At 41.8% G+C, this 17,521-nt stretch carries 13 protein-coding genes and 1 pseudogene; 1 reads left to right on the forward strand and 13 read right to left on the reverse strand.

Going from position 1 to position 17,521, the window contains the following annotated elements:
- Window positions 1-48 precede the first annotated feature (48 nt).
- Complete coding sequence (locus AC1DIV_RS14595; RefSeq protein ID WP_477576702.1) at window positions 49-813, forward strand: hypothetical protein; 765 nt, start codon at window positions 49-51, stop codon at window positions 811-813.
- A gap of 95 nt (window positions 814-908) precedes the next feature.
- On the opposite strand, the gene AC1DIV_RS14600 is transcribed toward AC1DIV_RS14595, so the two are convergent.
- The 13 genes and pseudogenes from AC1DIV_RS14600 to AC1DIV_RS14660 form a co-directional block, all read right to left on the reverse strand.
- Window positions 909-2,513: a long-chain-fatty-acid--CoA ligase gene (locus AC1DIV_RS14600; protein WP_477576704.1), complete on the reverse strand. Its 1,605-nt coding sequence runs from the start codon at window positions 2,511-2,513 to the stop codon at window positions 909-911.
- Between the two features lie 63 nt (window positions 2,514-2,576).
- Complete coding sequence (locus tag AC1DIV_RS14605) at window positions 2,577-2,981, reverse strand: PaaI family thioesterase (protein WP_477576706.1); 405 nt, start codon at window positions 2,979-2,981, stop codon at window positions 2,577-2,579.
- Between the two features lie 84 nt (window positions 2,982-3,065).
- Complete coding sequence (locus AC1DIV_RS14610) at window positions 3,066-4,250, reverse strand: thiolase family protein (protein WP_477576708.1); 1,185 nt, start codon at window positions 4,248-4,250, stop codon at window positions 3,066-3,068.
- A 70-nt stretch (window positions 4,251-4,320) separates the two neighbouring features.
- The gene (locus AC1DIV_RS14615; RefSeq protein WP_072272816.1) at window positions 4,321-5,469 is read right to left on the reverse strand and encodes an acyl-CoA dehydrogenase family protein; all 1,149 of its coding nucleotides are present in this window, start codon (window positions 5,467-5,469) and stop codon (window positions 4,321-4,323) included.
- A 112-nt stretch (window positions 5,470-5,581) separates the two neighbouring features.
- Window positions 5,582-6,754: a thiolase family protein gene (locus AC1DIV_RS14620; RefSeq protein ID WP_477576710.1), complete on the reverse strand. Its 1,173-nt coding sequence runs from the start codon at window positions 6,752-6,754 to the stop codon at window positions 5,582-5,584.
- Window positions 6,755-6,849: 95 nt separating this feature from the next.
- On the reverse strand, window positions 6,850-8,118 hold the full coding sequence (locus tag AC1DIV_RS14625) for an MFS transporter (protein ID WP_477576712.1): 1,269 nt from the start codon (window positions 8,116-8,118) through the stop codon (window positions 6,850-6,852).
- A 90-nt stretch (window positions 8,119-8,208) separates the two neighbouring features.
- The gene (locus AC1DIV_RS14630) at window positions 8,209-9,807 is read right to left on the reverse strand and encodes a long-chain-fatty-acid--CoA ligase (RefSeq protein WP_340876006.1); all 1,599 of its coding nucleotides are present in this window, start codon (window positions 9,805-9,807) and stop codon (window positions 8,209-8,211) included.
- Between the two features lie 510 nt (window positions 9,808-10,317).
- A pseudogene (locus tag AC1DIV_RS14635) lies at window positions 10,318-10,422 on the reverse strand (recombinase family protein); the annotation flags it as partial.
- Between the two features lie 941 nt (window positions 10,423-11,363).
- Window positions 11,364-12,308: a sugar kinase gene (locus tag AC1DIV_RS14640; RefSeq protein ID WP_477576713.1), complete on the reverse strand. Its 945-nt coding sequence runs from the start codon at window positions 12,306-12,308 to the stop codon at window positions 11,364-11,366.
- A 10-nt stretch (window positions 12,309-12,318) separates the two neighbouring features.
- Window positions 12,319-13,791, reverse strand: coding sequence for a tagaturonate reductase (locus AC1DIV_RS14645; protein WP_477576715.1), 1,473 nt, complete (start codon window positions 13,789-13,791; stop codon window positions 12,319-12,321).
- Between the two features lie 32 nt (window positions 13,792-13,823).
- Entirely contained in the window at window positions 13,824-15,326 is a 1,503-nt protein-coding gene (locus AC1DIV_RS14650; protein WP_477576717.1) for a UxaA family hydrolase, read from the reverse strand.
- 86 nt (window positions 15,327-15,412) lie between these two features.
- Window positions 15,413-16,216 (reverse strand): 5-deoxy-glucuronate isomerase, encoded by an 804-nt coding sequence (gene iolB / locus AC1DIV_RS14655; protein WP_191929932.1) that lies wholly within the window; start codon window positions 16,214-16,216, stop codon window positions 15,413-15,415.
- Window positions 16,217-16,301: 85 nt separating this feature from the next.
- On the reverse strand, window positions 16,302-17,516 hold the full coding sequence (locus tag AC1DIV_RS14660) for an iron-containing alcohol dehydrogenase (RefSeq protein WP_477576719.1): 1,215 nt from the start codon (window positions 17,514-17,516) through the stop codon (window positions 16,302-16,304).
- Between the last annotated feature and the right edge of the window lie 5 nt (window positions 17,517-17,521).

Here is a 17,521-nt window from a genome sequence, read left to right on the forward strand (position 1 = left end):
TAAGACAAGGAGTGATGAAGTATTCGTAAAAGTTGGATCATTTCAGCAATGGTTGGATTATTGCTTATTTGTTTAAGTGTGATTGCCTTAAATTATTTCAAGAGCGATAAAACTGAAAAAGGGGAAAATGCGGAAGCCAAGGAATCCAAAATTCCTGAGGTTGAGGAATATGGCGGGATCCATCTTGAAAAAGTCGGGGATAAGGTTCGCCAAAAAAATTGGGGAACCTTCAGATTACTAGAAACGAAGTCTATTAATGAGGCTTTTGAATTGGCACCGATGGTCATCACAGTCAAGGATATCCGCAGGATTCAATTATCTTCACTCACAGATAAAGTAAAAGAGGAACTCAAGTCCTATACGGGATTGAGTTTTGAAGAGGCCTATTCGATATATTATAAAGAGAATTTATCCATGGAGGAAATCGATCAACAGGCGGCGTTGTCTAAAACGGATATCGTTGAAGAGGTTTCTTATCTAGAGATAACTTATTCTGTTGAAAATAAAGATTCGAAGGAACTTCAGTTCTTCAGCATGGAAAATGTTACTTTCAATGATGATCTTACATATGATGTGCCTTCTAAAAATTTCATCCATTCCGGGGATACTTTTATGGGGACAAAAAAAGTAAGTCGATCCGATTACCAACCAGGAGAATTGAGAAAAGGCACAATTGGTTTATTGGTTGATCCAGAGGCAAAATTAGATCGGCTCGATTCCTTTTCATTCACTACCGATGATATAGCGGATGGTGAGTCTCATGAATTATTGGTGGATGGGACTTCATTTGAAATTCCCCTAAAAGGAAAGTAGATTTTTAGTCTATAAACCCTAAACAAGGGGAACCTTGAATAAAGGTTCCCCTTGTTTAGGGTTTCATCTGAGCTCCCTTACGATAACTGATATGCTTATCTCCCTCCGGCAGTAGGGCTCTGTGCTTCCTCCATTAATATTCTGCGCAAGATTTTACCGACAGCTGATTTTGGCAATTGCTCCCTGAACTCAAAACTTCGCGGCACTTTATATCTGGCCAATCGCTGCATGCAAAACTCCCTTATTTCCTGCTCCGAGACTGACTTGCCTTTCTTTAAAACTATGGCCGCTTTTATCGTTTCCCCACGGTATGAATCCGGTACTCCATACACACAAGTCTCTTTTACGGCTGGATGCTGATAAATAATATCCTCGACTTCAATTGGATAAACATTATAACCGCTTGCAATGATCATATCTTTCTTTCTGCCTACGATATAAAAATATCCCTCTTCATCCATCGTCGCGATATCCCCAGTGTAAAGCCATCCATCCCGCAAAGCTGTTGCCGTTTCCTCTGGATTTTCCCAATATCCCTTCATTACTTGCGGACCTTTAATGATCAGTTCGCCTCTTTCTCCTGCTGGCAATTCATCAACGCCTGTTTTCAAATCGACGATTTTAGCATCGGTATTTGGGTATGGAATTCCGATACTTCCTTGTTTTTTCTGTCCTATGACTGGATTACGGTGTGTAGTGGGGGAAGTTTCCGACATCCCAAATCCTTCTAATATTGTAACCCGTAATTTTTTTTCGAACTGTTGAGTGATTTCTATCGGAAGCGGCGCAGAACCACAGCTGCAGTACTTAAAGCAGCATAAATCGTCCGCCGTCAAATCCGGGTGATTCAATAAAGCAATATACATGGTCGGGACACCAGGAAAAATGGTTGGCCGATGTGTTCGAATCAAATCTACCACCTTATCTATTTCAAATTTCTCTAATGTGATATAAGTTGATCCGGCATATATGGCACTATTCAATCGTCCATTACCAAAGACATGGAATAATGGGGTCAATCCAAGCATCCGTTCGCCATGACTTTGGAGTTGAAGGGCATTAGCCGTGAAAGCAAAATCTTGAAATACATTCGAGATCAAATTAAAATGCGTGAGCATGACCCCTTTTGATTTCCCTGTAGTTCCCCCTGTATATTGAAGAACAGCCACAGCTTCCTTTGGATCGATGTCCAGAACAGGAAGTTCCTTATCTTTCCTTGATAAATCCGTTCCAGTTTCCATTAATTGCTCGGCAGATATGAACGTTAACCTTTCAGAAAAACTTGTTAGCGCTAATATTTCCCGTTGTATCTCCCGCCCAATGAACCAATTTGCTCCGGAATCCCGTAATATATAGTCCAATTCACTCGACTTATACAGTGGGTTCACTTGAACGACCATACCTCCCAAACGATGGGTGGCATAATAGGCAATGATATATTCTAGACAATTTGGCAGCATGATTGCTATACGATCGTCTTTTTGAAATCCACGGTTGTCTAAATTCACAGCAAAACGATCTGCGCCATCCTTTAATTCCATATATGTCATTTCCCGATCCCCATCTATTACGGCCTTGCAGGTTGGGTAAAGTCGGGCTGAACGTTCAAGGAGTCCATATAAGGACAATACTGGAATGTCAATTTCTGCTGGGGTTTCTTTCGGATAAAATCGATGCCAAGCTCTAGTCAATTTTTTCACACCTCATTTTTCACTATTAAAATGGAGCATACTCACTTGTCAGCCAATTTGATCACCCTTACCTCATTTATCGCGAATGATTTTAAAAATTCCTGTGCCCTTAGCAATGATGTTGCCTTCAGCATCTTTTATTTCTCCTTCAGTAAAGGCAATTTTGTATCCTTTTTGCAGGACTTTTGCTTCCGCAAATAGTTCCCCGCTTGATATGCTGGCTAAATAATGTACTGTTAAACTTGTCGTCACGACTTTAGATTTGGTGACGGAACGAGTCACCATTCCTTGGATGGTATCCAGCATGGTGGCATGAATGCCTCCGTGCAGTGTTCCATTGACATTAAGTAAATGTTCTTCAATGTTTAGCTTTATTGTTACATTCCCTTCTTCAAACCGGATGATTTCAAACCCAATATGTGAAAAGAATGCACTACTTTCGAATTGATTCCGAATATCCTCCACTTCAACAGGCAATCTTCCTCCCCCTCACTTATGCAATTCAACTTATATACGGAAAGGAGCAGAAACGTATGGGGTTTCCGCTCCTTTATCGTTGGACTATATCGTTTCAATCATGATCGCCATTCCCTGGCCGCCGCCTACACAAAGTGTAGCAACTCCATATTTTTCTTTTCTGCGAATCAGTTCATATATTAGTGTTGTCACGATCCTTGCGCCCGTTGAACCGACTGGGTGCCCAAGTGCAATGGCGCCTCCGTTTACATTCACCTTGTTTTCATCTAACGATAAATCCCTGATTACTGCCAATGCCTGTGAAGCGAACGCTTCATTTAATTCGAAAAGCCCAATTTCTTCTACTTTTTTCCCGGTGCGCTCCATAAGTTTTCCAACGGCTGGTACTGGACCAATTCCCATCACTTCAGGAGAAACTCCGGCAGTCGCCCAATCGACGATCTTTGCGATTGGCTGTACTTGCAACCGTTCCGCTTCACTGGCCTTCATTAACACCAATGCAGCTGCCCCGTCATTTCGGCCACAAGCATTCCCTGCAGTGACGGTTCCGTTTTCCCTGAATGCCGGTTTTAAGCTTGCAAGCTTTTCCATTGTGGTATCCGGGCGTGGATATTCATCCGTTTCAACGGTAACCGTACTCTTCCTGTCAGAGACCTGGACAGGAACGATCTCATCCTTGAACTTTCCTTCTTTTAACGCTTGCGCCGCTCTTCGTTGACTTTCCACTGAAAAGGCATCTTGTTCTTCCCTGGAAATGTTGTATCGCTGTGCGACATTTTCAGCGGTGATTCCCATCCCCAAACTTTTTCCATAAATTTCTTGAGGCTGCTGCCCAGCTTCAGTATTAGAATCAACTAGTTGGGTCCGGTCTCCCCCAAAACGGGCACTTCTTAAATAAAGCGGTGCCCGGCTCATGCTTTCCGTACCCCCGGCAACGACTATATTTGCTTGACCTGAGCTTATCTGCTGTGCTGCTGAGGTGATGGCTTGCATTCCAGATGCACATAAGCGGTTTACCGTAAAGGCCGGTGCAGAATCGGGAATCCCTGATCGCAATGCTGCCACCCTCGCGACATTCGAGGATTCGGTCGTTTGCCTAACCTCCCCGAAAATGACTTCATCCACTTGTTCCGCTGCAATATTTGCCCGCTTGATCGCTTCTTTAATGGCAATGCTAGCCAAATGACCGGAACTAATCTCTTTAAATGCTCCACCGTACCTACCAATTGGTGTTCGTACAGCACTCACGATCACGATATCTTCTCCCATTTCGTTCCTCCCCCTTGAAATTCCGCATACTTGGGCAAAAGACTACCTGCCCGAATAAAACAGAAAACATTCAGCACTCTTCCAAGACATTTCTTGCAATGATTAAACGTTGGATTTCATTCGTTCCTTCATAGATCTTCGTTATGCGGGCATCCCGATAAAAACGTTCTACTGGATATTCAGCCATATATCCCATCCCGCCATGAATTTGTACCGCTTTATCCGCCACCCGATTAAAAACGTCAGAAGCGAACAGTTTTGCCATTGAAGCTTCCTTGATCACTTTTTTTCCTTCATCAATCTTTTGTGCCGCCATCATCGTCAATGCTCTTGCGGCTTCCGTTTCGGTTGCCATATCAGCAAGCATCCATTGAATCGCTTGGTTGTCAGCGATCGGTTTACCGAATTGGATGCGCTCTTTGGCATATTTGGCTGATAATTCAATTAATTTTCCACTTGAACCCACTGCTCTTGCGGCCAATCCTACTCGCCCTTCACCTAAAATTTTAAGTGCAGAAATATATCCCATTCCAACTTCGCCGATTACATTTTCTTCAGGTATGATACAATCTTCAAAAATGACCTGTGAGGTATATGATCCTCTTAATCCCATTTTTTTGTCCTTTTTGCCGACAGTCAAACCAGGAAAGTCTCTTTCCACTAAAAAAGCGGTAATCCCTCCCTTTGCCCCTTTATCTTTATCCGTTAAAGCGAATACGGTATAAACATCAGCTATCGGCCCATTCGTGATGAAATGTTTCGTACCGTTCATCACCCAGTAATCACCCTTCTTTTCTGCACTCGTTGCCAAATTGGTTGCATCCGATCCCGCTCCGGGTTCAGATAAAGCAAAGGCGCCAATTTTCGTGCCTGCTGCCATTTCAGGCAAGTATTTATTTTTCAAATGTTCGGATGCCAGCTTAACCAGACCTGTACTGCCAATCCCGGTGTGAGCGCTTATTAATGAAACGAAACCATTATGGGTCCTTCCTAACTGCTCTAAAACGGTAGCCTTTCCCACCGCATTTAAGCCAATTCCACCGTATTGCTCGGGAATGCTTATCCCGAATAAGCCAAGGTCTTTCGCTTTTTCCACCAAATGCCCCGGGATGGCATCTTCTTCTTCAATTTGTATGGCGAAGGGCTCCACTTCCCTTTCAACAAAATTACGGATCATTTCCTTCATTTGCTGCATTTCCTTGGTTAAAGTGATTGTCATGAGTTTATTCCTCCTTAGTACTGTTCATGTATAGTAGCCATCGACAAGTAGGGCATTTAGGTCTGAATGCTGTGCTAAATTCATTGTTTTTTTTGTAAACACACATGTAAAATCAGGCTTCACGTTCAATTATCGTAGCAATTCCCTGTCCGCCTCCAATGCAAGCTGTAATAAGGGCGAACCTTCCGGCAGAACGCTTCAATTCATGAACCGCTTTCGTAATGAGGATGGCACCCGTCGCACCTAGTGGGTGTCCATGTGCAATGGCTCCCCCGTTCACATTCACTTTTGCTAGATTCATATCAAGCTCCCGATTACAAGCAATGACCTGAGCGGCGAATGCTTCATTAAACTCAATGATGTCCATTTCATTTAAGGAAAGTCCTGATTTCTCCATTATCTTTCTTATAGCGGGAACAGGTCCTATTCCCATATAATTTGGATCTACCCCTGCAACTGCCTGTGCCCTGATCGTCGCTAAAGGCTTAATCCCTAATTCCACCGCTTTTTCCCTCGACATGATGACCAATGCTGATGCAGCATCATTCAATCCCGAACTATTGCCTGCAGTCACGGACCCGCCTTCCAGAAATGCAGGCGATAATTTGGCTAGCCCTTCTTTCGTTATTTGCGGTCGTGGATGTTCATCCAATTTAAATTCGATATCGTCACCTTTTCTGACGGGAATGTGGATAGGCACAATTTGTTCATTGAAGCGGCCCTCTTCCACGGCTCTGGCCATATTTTTTTGGCTTTGTAGAGCAAAGGCATCTTGTTCTTCCCTGCTGACCTCATATTTTCCCGCTAAGTTTTCAGCCGTGATTCCCATCGGGGGATCGCCAATCTCTTTAGGGGACAACCTGGACTTTCTGAACTGCGGCGGCTTTGCACTGTATGGTTTTTCCGGTCGGTCCATCAAGTATGGCGCCCTGCTCATGCTCTCGACCCCACCGGAGATATAGACATCGCCTTCGCCAGCCCGGATCGCTTGTGCAGCCAAGTTGACAGCATTTATTCCCGAGCCGCATTGACGGTCGACAGTCAGTCCCGGAAGATGAATCGAGAGGCCCGTTTCCAGTGCAGTTAACCTGGCAATGTTTCCACCCCCGCTTAACACATTCCCCATGATTACATCATCTACCATACGAGGTTCTACATTCGCTCGTTTCAAGGCTTCTTTCATCACTTCTGCTCCAAATACGTGGGCAGGAACAGATGCAAGTGCACCTCCCTGTTTTCCAATTGCTGTTCGAACTGCTGAAACTATGACGGCATCTCTATTCATTTCACATCCGCTCCTTTTCATTTTATTCACACCATTATTTGATGGCATTCCTTCTCTTCACTAGTTTCATTGAATGTAAGCAGGTTCGCCCCTGCTTATGAGGACTTAAGGTCAAAGTTATCCGAACTTTTATTTTTAAGTTTCCCGGCCGGTTTAACGAATATCGCAAACAGGATGCCAAAAGCCAGGACAAGGATGGCCATGAACAATATCGATAGGTTATAACCCAATAGTTGATTTCCTCCAGCTAGACTTATGATATAGCCAGTTAATAGAGGTGCAACAATGCCCGCTAGATTTCCTGATGATGTTAAGATGCTTGTCATCAATCCCCCCCGCTCCTGCATTTCATTGATCATGATCGTTGGTCCGATTGGTAAAATGGCGTATGTAAGACCCTTTGCTAAACACATGGCGACTATCACCCAGATTGGATTTTGAAATATCATGATTGAGGAAAAGAACAATGCACCTAGAATCATGGCGCCCGCAACGACGAATACTCTTGATGATCGCCAATTCTGATTCTTCTTGAATAAATGATCGGACGCCATCGAAACCCCCATATAAATAAATACGGAAACGACTCCGATTATCGCAACGCTGGTTCCCATTTGACCTGGAGTCATTTTAACGGCTTCCACTAAATAAATCGGGAGCCAAACAGAAAACCAAACAACTAAAATATACGTTGAAAAATAAGCTAGTGTAGTAAACAAAGCAGTAGGTGAGGCCAGTAGCAGCAAAAAGTCTTTCACTTTTATTTTTTCCAGTTTTTGTTTCTTTTTCTTTTGGACGTTTTCATATACTTCAACTGGATTTTCCTTTGTTAAAAATTGAAAGAGGAAGAACCAAACAAGGCTTGCTGCACCAAGTGCTGCAAAGGCAACCTTCCAGCCGAATATCGTAATTAAGGAAACGAGGATCGGTGCCACGATCATCGCACCAACGGTCCCTCCGCCAACAACAACCGAATTTGCAAAGCCTTTCAGTTTCGGCGGAAACCACTTATCGGCATGGCTGTAAGCAATTGGGCTATAAGGCCCTTCGAATGCGCCAAGTAAAATCCTGTATAGAATTAATAACGGAAGAGCGGTGATGGCTAAAACGCCGAATTGCAAAACGGTCCATGTCAGCATGATGAACCCCAGCACTTTTTTAGCCCCCAGCCGATCAGCCCATGCTGCCCCAAAAATCCCTGTTACTGGGTAAAGCCAATAATAACTGCTTCCAACAAGACCCCACTCTGCATAGGTAAGATTGAATTCCTTCATGATGGGAACAGCTGCGAGGCCCACGATCGATTTATCTGCAAAATTGATGACGGCTCCAAAGAATAATAGAATGAGAACAACCCAACGCATATGAATCCCTCCTCTTCTTTATTTGTTTACAATGGCATACCAACCAACGTAAGGTTCAACTTAGATGGTTGAAATCACATTCCTCCTCTTTCAATCCTTCTCTAATTCCTCTTTAACTAACAATCTTTTTAATAGTTTACCCACTGTATTACGCGGAAGTTCTTTTCTTAATTCAAATACTTTTGGTACTTTATAAGGCGTCAATTGGGAATAGCAATATCCTTCTATTTCTTCAAGATCCACGGAAGCGCTTTCTTTAGGTACGATGAATGCTTTCACTATTTCTCCTTTTTCTTTATGGGGGATGCCAACCACAGCTGCCTCTTTAATGGACGGATGTTCATACAGAACCCCTTCTACCTCCTGCGGGTAAATATTGAATCCGCCGACGATGATCATTTCTTTTTTCCTGCCGACGATATAGAAATATCCTTCGTCATCCATCACAGCAAGATCGCCAGTATATAGCCAATCATTCTGTAAGGCCTTTTTGGTTTCGGCTTCGTTATTCCAATAACCCTTCATGATTTGCGGGCCTTTTATGAGCAACTCCCCGACGGATGTGTTAGGCACTTCATTATTTTCATCGTCAATGATCATACAGTCCGTGCCTGGAAAAGGGATGCCAATGCTTCCTATTTTCCTTTTTCCGAAAGGCGGATTACGATGAGTGGAAGGTGAAGCCTCAGACAAACCGAAACCCTCTCCGATTTTGGCACCGGTCAGCCCCTCAAATCGCTTTATTACTTCAACCGGCAGGGGGGCCGATCCACAAGAACAACTTTTTAAACAATTCAGTCCATAGTTTTCAATTCCTGGATGATTGACGAAAGCGTTGTACATCTTTGGAACTCCTGGAAAGAAAGTCGGACGGTACTTTTTTATTTTTGCAAGTACATCTTCAAGTTCGAATTTAGGAAATAAGAGGATGGCAGCTCCAATATAGATACCTAGATTCATTGCACTCGTCATGGCATAAACATGGTAAAGAGGCGTAGCTGCCAAAACGATTTCTTCTCCAGGTTTCAGGGAATCTCCATACATTTCAAAGCTCTGCACGACATTGGAGGTTAAATTATGGTGAGTAAGCATGACACCCTTCATCTTTCCAGTGGTGCCGCCAGTATATTGGATGACTGCCGTATCTTCATGCGGGATTATCACTACTGGCTTCTTAATCGCATCCCCGGTTTCAATCATCGTTTTAAGGGAATAGGAGCCATTTTGATCATTTTCCGTATCAATGCATACATCAAATTCATATATCGCTTTCGTTTCTTCGATTGTATTTGCGGCCGTTTGGTCAAATACAATTTTCTTGGTATCCGAGTCTATTAATATTTGCAATAGTTCCCGCGGTTTATACAAGGGATTAATTTGTACAACCAACAGACCCAGTGCCTGGGCAGCATAATAACTGATTATGAAATAAGGGTGGTTGGCCATCATCAGTCCAATCCGTTCACCTTTAACAAAGCCCATTTCTCTCCATTTACCTGCAAGTTTGTCTACCTGCATTTTTAGATTCTTATAATCCATTGACTGGTCTTCATAAATGATGGCTGTATGGTGTGGAAACTTACTTGCTGTTATATCAAGCAGTGAATAGACGGATATTTCCGGTAGCTTCATAGATTTCATACTTTCAACATACCATTGCTCCCATGGTTTATTTATCGTTTTTCGCACCATTTATCCCTCCGCACATAAACGAATTTCATATCGTGCATGTTTGATTTATAACTATTATTATGCAACTTGCATGCCAAGTCCCCATTTAATGTAAAGTCGCTTATTATTAACATCAGTCAATTCATTAATGAATTTTATTCGCAAATAATGCCTTTCTATTGGGGATTCATCGAAATGCCCATAATTCATTTTTGAATTTAAACAAACTCAGCTCTTTTCTAACCATATTGAAAAGTTGGTTTTTAACCATATTATAGATTATACCTACTCACAAATCGTAATATAGACTTTCTCCATGGTTGATTATAAAATTCGAAAAGCCCATCCAGCTAAGGATGGGCTTTTCGAATTTTATTGACTTACGGTTAAATAAAAAATCTATAGCTCCCTTTCCATTCCTGGTTTTAGATTTTGCGCGTTCGTAGACTGATTTTGCCACCGCTGAATCCAAGAATCATCAAAGCCACACAACTGGTTCAATCGATCGGACCATCCTGTAAAGATCTAGATATCACGTTCTTTAAGAACATTATCCAACATGGCCTGAAGTTGTCGTCCTTCATTTTGATCTTTGCTACTCACTCTTATGTATCCAAATTTACGGACATCCATTTTTTTACTCCTTCATCTACTTTTCTCTCACTTATTCTATCAAAAGCGTTCGTAAAAGTGCATGCAAAATAAAGAACGTTCGTAAATGTTTTTCTAACTTTTACGAGCGTTAAAACGAGAGATTTATATAGAAAAAATACCCGTTCGTAAAAGTGTACTTTTACGAACGTTAGCAACAATGCAATACCGACCATTTCGGAAATTTTATACACTAAGAGAATTCCAACCTAAAAGGTTGATCTCAGACACCTTGAAACCTTTCAAAACAATAAACTAAACTATTTATAGTTCTATAACTTTGTCGTGTACTTGTAAAGTTCAACCGCGCTTTTCATCGCTCACTATAAGATGAAACACATAAAAACAAAGCGATTTATAAGCGGTTGGCCTTTCCGTAACTACCGCTGTTTTACCAGCCGCATGAGCCTATCGGGCGACCCCTCGAGAAGAACACTTCCAGTGGAAATAATCAGGTCATGAGAAAAAGGGCTATTTACATTTTTAATATATTGTCCCCTAATCCTGTTGCCGGGAACACTTTGACAAGATCCGCTCCCGATTGATGGCCATAATCATTTCAGTCGGTGTAATGACCCCAGGTATTGCAATTTTTCCATATCTTTATTTCGTACGGACGACATCTTGATGAAACTCGGACTTAGGATAAATTCCACTCCACTGTCAATGGATAGTCGTGCTCCCTCACTATCTAGCACTGTCCCTGCACCAATGATGACCAGGTCTTTAAAAAGATTGGATAGTCTGTTAATGGAACTGAAGGATCCTGAAATGTCAATTGTCACTTCAAGTGCTATAACCCACCTTCAATTAGATTTTCTGCGACTTTAATAAATTTCTCTTCTGGGATACCACGAATGGCTATAACACCACGATCCACTAATTTTTCTATTAATCTTACTTTTGGTAGCATGGAAGGCCTCCTATCGTAAAATTTCCTGTGTGATTTTTTCCGGTGAAATTTGGGACCAGAATGGATACCCTTCCACATCACCGGTCACTGTTAGGGCATACGCTCCAACACGATTTCCTAGTTTAACGGCATCGGCATATGACCAACCACGGATCATGCCTGATAAAAATCCTGCGGCAAAACCGTCACCTGCCCCTACCGTATCAACGACTTGTTGAACCGGAAAGCCTTCAATATATTCTGCTTTTTCTGACGTCGCATAAAAGGCTCCCCGTTCTCCAAGTTTGACTACAACCGCTCTGACACCATTTTTCAGAAAGCGGGCCGCTATTCCTTCTGGTGTTGTTTCCCCTGTCAGAATTTCTCCTTCTTGAATCCCCGGCATGAATATATCACATTTACTCGCAATGTCCATCAGTTCTTCCCGTGCTTCTTGCTTGCTCCAAAGCTTCAAACGAATATTTGGATCAAAGACAACGGTCACTTTGTTTTTTTTCGCTAATGTAATTGCATGATGTACTGTTTCCATACATGAATGGCTTAATGCGGGTGTAATGCCAGTAAGATGCATGAATTTCGCTTGAGAAATAACCTCTTCATCCAGATCATCAGGAGTCATATAGCTGGCTGCAGAATCCTTTCGATAGTAATATATTTTGGGATCTTGCATAACCTGCCTTTCTTTAAAAAAGACAGCGGTATGGTTATGATCATCGAATTTCACCTGTGAGGTATCTACTCCTTCCCCACGGATAAAGTTATGGACAAATAAACCAAATTCATCGTTACCAAGACGGCTCATCCAACTAACCTGATGGCCTAGTCTTGCTAAAGAAATTGCTACGTTTGCTTCTGCCCCGCCAATCGTTTTTTCAAATTGATTCGTAAACCGGAGCGGACCGACCTTTGTTGGTACGAACAACACCATTGTTTCCCCAAATGTAACGACATCCATATCTAATCTCCTATTCCTTTTTTAATATTATAGCTATGGCATTTTCCATTCCTGACTCCAAAATCTCCGACAGATAATGACATACAGATTCGGGTAAATCATTAATTTCATTTAAGTCTCTTTCCCAAAGTGATTTTGTCGATAAGATTGTCTTTACCATATTTTCTAATTGTACATTTCCATTGTTTAGGTTATTCCAGCTATGCTTGAAAAATTGCATTACTTCCGGCTGATCCCGGATGACCGGTATGTTCCCTTGCATTCGTACTGGCTGATAATAAGCAAATAGTGCCGCAAGTGAGAATGATACGATTTCAGGTAGTTTATTTTTTTGATTCGTCCAATCTTCCAGTGTAGGAAGAAGTCTACTCTTGTATTTATATATAGCATTTAAACCAATATCACTGAGAAAATGATGGTTATACGGGTTAGAAAAACGTTCGATAACCGAATCTGCAAACGCTTTTGCTTGAGGAGCATCCAACTTGATTACTGAAAGAATTTCTGAATAAATCCCACGTCTAACAAATTCTCCCAATAATTCATCCTTCATTGTCTCGAGCACCGTCTTTTTTCCAGAAAGATATCCTGCCGCAAACATCATCGTGTGTGCACCATTTAAGATCCTAACCTTGATATCACGGAAGGACTTCACATCTGACCAGAACACATTCAATCCAGCCTGGTGAAAAGGAATGGCTTCAGCAGTCTTTTCATCTGCTTCGATTGCAAACAAATGATAAGGCTCCCCTACCGTGATCAATTCATCTTCATATCCTAATCTAGTTCGATATTCATCAATTTCATTTTTTGGATAACCCGTTACAATGCGGTCGACAAGTGTATTGCAAAATTTATTACTTGTTTGAACCCATTCAATGAATGAATCCGGCAGTTTCCAGTCCTTCGCTATCCGCAGGACAATTTCCCTTAAAATATCTCCATTATCCTCCAGTAATTCACAAGGAATTATCACCAATCCTGCCTCTACTGCACCGTTCATCACCTGGTAACGATGGTAGAGAAAAGCTGTCAATTTTCCTGGAAACGAGAGCGGTGATTCCTCCGGATTGTATTCTTCTGCCAAATAGCTTAAGCCTGCTTCAGTGGTATTGGAAAAGACGAAATGGATATCCTTATTTTCCGCTATTTTTAATACCTCCTGCCAATCGTTATAGGGATTGATCCCTCTACTAATAGAAGAAACAATTTCAACTTCATCAATAACTTCGCCTTTTTCCATTCCCCTGAGTGCTACCGTATACAAACCATTTTGAGCATTCAGCTTCGGAACTACTTTCCCGTGTGGAGTTGGTTGAATGGCAACTATTCTCCCGTTAAACAAACCTTGTTTGTTCATTTGGTGGACCATCCAGTCGATAAAGCCACGCAAGAAATTCCCTTCCCCGAACTGAATGATGCGTTCTGGGTATTCATCCACGTGTTTATGTTCTGTAAACCATTGTTTACTTAGTCTCTTCATTATAATTACACTCTCCCCCTGAGTCTTTTACGTTAGAGAATGACACCATCCTTAAAGATAGCAATCTCTTTAAACCCAAACTGCTCATTTTTGGTTCGAGTTTCACCAGAAGCCAGCTTAACGATATATTCAAAGAAATCATCTTTCAGACTATTCATATCCATTCCCTCAATAAGCTGCCCTGCATTATAGTCAATCCAATTTTTCTTTTTCTTGTAAAGTTGTGTATTGGTAGAAATCTTTACGGTGGGAACCGGACCTCCAAAAGGAGTCCCTCTGCCTGTAGTAAACAAAACGATGTGAGCCCCAGATGCTGCTAATGCGGTAACAGAAACCAAATCATTTCCAGGACCTTCCACTAAATTTAATCCTGTTTTGGTAACACGCTCTCCATAAGGCAAAACATCCACTACTTCACTATATCCGCCTTTTTGAACGCAGCCTAGCGATTTTTCTTCCAAGGTGGTAATACCGCCTGCTTTATTTCCTGGTGATGGGTTTTCGTAAATCACCTGGTTATGGCGGATGAAATATTCCTTAAAGTCATTAACTAAGTTGACTGTTTTCGAAAATACCTCTTTATTAGTAGCCCGGTTCATGAGTATTGTTTCTGCCCCAAACATCTCAGGGACTTCCGTCATTATCGTCGTTCCTCCTTGTTCCACTAACAGATCAGAAAAAGCCCCAACAAGCGGATTACCGGTTATCCCTGATAAACCGTCTGACCCTCCGCACTTTAGACCGACCTTTAGCTTCGAAATTGGAACTGACTGGTGTTTAAACCTTTCAGCGTAATCAACCAATTCACTAATAAGAGTCAAACCTTCTTCCAACTCATCGTCCGCTTTTTGGACTTCTAAAAACTTCACACGTTCGCTCTCATATTCATCAATGGACTGTTTAAATAGTTCCACATAATTGTTCTCACAACCAAGGCCCAATACGAGAACTCCCGCAGCATTCGGATGATTTACAAGATTCGCCAGTATTGTTTGTGTATTGGTCAAGTCATCTCCAAGCTGGGAACAGCCGAATGGATGAGGAAAATGAAAAACTCCGTCCATGTCCCGGTCTTTATGTTCTTCCGTACCCATTTTCGCAAGAAGCTCAGCTGTTTTGTTTATGCAGCCCACTGTATTGATTATCCAAATCTCATTGCGGATGCCTATATCACCATTATTTCGCACATATCCCTGAAAGGTGCGGTCAGAAGCCCTCACATTAACTACATCGTTTGATCTCTGATCGTATTGATAATCTAATTTCTTTCCTAAATTGGTCTGAACATTATGCGTATGAACCCATTCGCCTTCCCCAATATCAATTTTGGCAGATCCAATGGGATATCCAAACTTAAGGATATTTTCTGTTATTGGGATTTTTTTGATAGCAATCTTATGACCAAAAGAAACATCTGTTTTCAGGATAATTTTTTTACCATTGATTAAAATTACTTCCCCGGCAGGTAAATCACCCAAAGCGACACAAACCGAATCATTTGGATGAATAAGCAGGTAAGAATCTTTATCTCTCATGATTACACCCTTTTCGATAGAATTTGGACAAACAATAGACATAGCCGGATATGTCTAGCTATGTCTATTGTCTGATTCCTAAATATTCAATTTAGAGAATGAACCCATTTGTGATCTGGGTCATCATATGGCTTCAAGGTTCTTCCTTCTTCACCAGCCATGAACCACAAATAATAAACCTGGTAGCCTCCTGCAGCATTTACGGGGTGATAACCCTTATCGATCGCGAAGCTGTCACCATTACGAATGATATAAGCATCATCAATGCTTCCATCTTTAGTGTAATGAAGCTGGACGCCAAATCCTTGCTCAGGATTCGCCTGATAATGGTAGATTTCCTCCAGGTTGGGCTCTTCAGGATAATGCTCGCCATCATGCTTGTGAGGTGGATAACTGGACCACTCTCCTGCATGATTGAACGTTTCCCCTAAAATCATCCTTTGGACTCTACCATCCGCATTAACAGCGATAATGTCGTGAACTTCGCGTTTCCAATTACTTTTTCCACGCTGATGGATAATGACTTCGTCGGGTCTGACGACAAAAGGTTCAAATTTTTCTTCTGCCTTAACTTTACAAACAGCCACATCCAAATCCGTTTCTGCCTTGATTACATACTCTGAAAGACATGGGATATAGGCAGTTGTTGCTTTTCCGCTGAAGACGTTCTCGCGTTCCCCCAACTGCTCCCATGTCTGATCTTCACAAGATATGGTGGCAGTTCCCTTTAAAAGAACAAGGGCTGTTTCAAATTCGTTCGTTCCACTGGTATATTCCTGCCCTGCTTTTAACGATATTTTCCCGAAGGCTAAATACTTTAAAAGCGGGCTATCTTCCTGGAAAATTTCTTGATATCCTTCAATTTCCTTCGCTTTAGAAAAACGTTCCACCAATAAATCCCCCTTTTGACTACTCTATTTGTTAGCATACTGCATTAGCTTTCGAGTAATTGACCAAGCCGTATTTGGTATATTATTACACAGTTTGAGCGACAGGATTTTTCTGTCCTTCAGTAATCTCGGCATTATTCGCCTCATGGAACAGGTTAAGAAGATCTTGATACCCTGTTTTTCTCGGATTAGTTTGACTGTTCATATCTTTTAATGCATCCTCAGTTAAAATTCTCCAGTCAGAATCTTTAATATTAAATGATCTTAATGATGGAATATTTGTATCCTTCACCAATCTTTTTACCGCTTCAACTGCTTTATCAGCAGCTTCCATTATGGATAAACCTTCAATGTTTTCACCCATAGCAACCGCGATCTCCGCGAAACGACCTGGGCAAGCAATTAAATTAAATTTCATGACATACGGCAACAAAATCGCATTGGCAACACCATGAGGGATATCATAATGCCCACCAAGGGGATGTGCCAGCGCATGTGCATTACCTAAACCTACTTGTGGGAATCCTACGCCAGCCATCGTGCTGCCTAACATTACTTTTTCTCTAGCCTCATAGTTTTCCCCACGAGCATAAGCTTCACGAAGGTTCGCACCAATTAAACGTACTGCCTCAAGATTAAGAACATCAGCGAGTGGGGATGCACCATTAAGAGCATCTCTAGTCGTATAGGCTTCGATAGCGTGTGTTAGAGCATCTACCCCTGTAGCCGCAGTAATAGCAGGTGGTAAACCGAGTGTCAAAACTGGATCAACCAAAGCTACAACTGGAGCCATTAAAGGACTGCCTATACTAGACTTCCAATGTTTGCTTTCATTTGTAATAACAGCCCATTGAGTAACTTCACTTCCAGTACCAGATGTAGTAGGAATAGTAATGACATCTGGGCCTTTTTTAGTGAACTCTTTTCCGCCGATATCATATTCGTTGATATCACCATCGTTAACCGTCATCATACTGATTGTTTTACAAGCGTCCATTGCACTGCCTCCACCAACAGCAATGAAGGAGTCACATGCGTTAGCTTGGAAAACCTTCACACCTTTTACCACGGTTGCAGATGGTGGGTTCGGTGGAACTTCGTCAAAGATGATGTATTCGACATTATAATTAGTTAAGGACTCTAGAATCCCTTTTAATAAGCCAGCATTAATGATTCCCTTATCTGTAACGATCATGGCTTTTTTATGATTTCTTGAAGCTAACACTTCACCAGCCTGCAGTGATGCATTTTTACCAAAAACAATTTTAGTAGCGCAAAGAAATTGAGAATTTTCTAACATTATAA

The sequence above is a fragment of the Peribacillus sp. 05N428 genome, from assembly GCF_056397085.1.